Below are 1,128 nucleotides of genomic sequence, written 5' to 3' on the forward strand. Positions count from 1 at the left end.
CATAGGGGGAAGCAGGTAACGGCTGAAGGAAGGATTTTTCTTCTTCTTCAAAAGCACTCAACCGGCTTCCATTCTTTTTTTGAAAGGGTTTTGTGTTGAATTCCAGAAGCTTCTTTTGGATGGCAGAATTCAATTCGGAGAAGGAGAAAAATTTTTCGTTCCGCAGAGCTGCAATAATCCAAGTAGAAATGACTCCGACCGTGCCTTCAGCATTGGGCTTGTCCTTCGGAGAACCCGGTCGCGCCGGGATCACGGCGGTGTTATAGTGCTCTGCCATCTCCAGATAAACACGGTTTAAAAGCACTTCTGTTCTTCCGTGCTTTATAACAGCCGCCTTGAGATTGTCGGGTGTCAATATGCGTGTAACACCCCCGAAAAACTGGTAGGCGCGGATATGGGCATTGATCCAATGTTCCATGGCCATGGAAGGAAAGGCTTCTGCGTAACTGTAAAGGCTGCAGGGTAAGCAAGCAACAAAGATGTAGGCTGGTATGACTTCGCCAGTCAAATCATCATTAACAGACAGAACCGAGCCTGCCCAGTCGACCTCTAATAACTCCCCCGGCTTCCGTTTAATCCGCATGGTGGCCTTGGTTTTCATTGCATAGGACCGGTAGTAGTCGCAGAACTGGGTGTATTGGTAGGGAATCAGCTTTTCAACCTTGCATTGCTCGCAATATTCGCTCCATAACAAGGTCAGGGTCACACCAGATTTGGCCAACTCCTTGTGCAAATAGGCAAGACGGGCATTTTTCTTTCGGTTCCCGATGTCTTCCCGGGGTAAAGGAGATGCTGCAAATCCGTATTTGACCATTCAGAAGGCAGTGGCCATGATAGGCCTTTCTCATCGGCTAGTCGATAGACTTCGCTGACGGTATTGCGAGAGCATTTGACACTGACAGCTACTTGGCGCTGAGTGTAATCTAAGCTTCGCAATCGTAGAATTTCGCGATAATTCACCATGATTATCGTCCTCCATAATAAATTTACACATTTTAATGTGCATAAATCCATTATAGAGTCGAAAACAATTGGTGGCTCTCTACTCCGTGAAGGTGGCTCTATTTTTCCGTGATCATGGCTCTATTTCGCCGACACAATGGCTCTCACAGAACGAAATATTCACCC

1 protein-coding gene is annotated in these 1,128 nt (G+C 46.9%); it reads right to left on the reverse strand.

Features of this window, described 5'->3' with window-relative positions:
- Window positions 1-814, reverse strand: an 814-nt coding sequence (istA, locus tag ACYQ3Q_RS28255; RefSeq protein ID WP_459931717.1) for an IS21 family transposase, incomplete at its 3' end; no start/stop codon positions are given.
- Between the last annotated feature and the right edge of the window lie 314 nt (window positions 815-1,128).

This window comes from Desulfosporosinus burensis, from assembly GCF_054657535.1.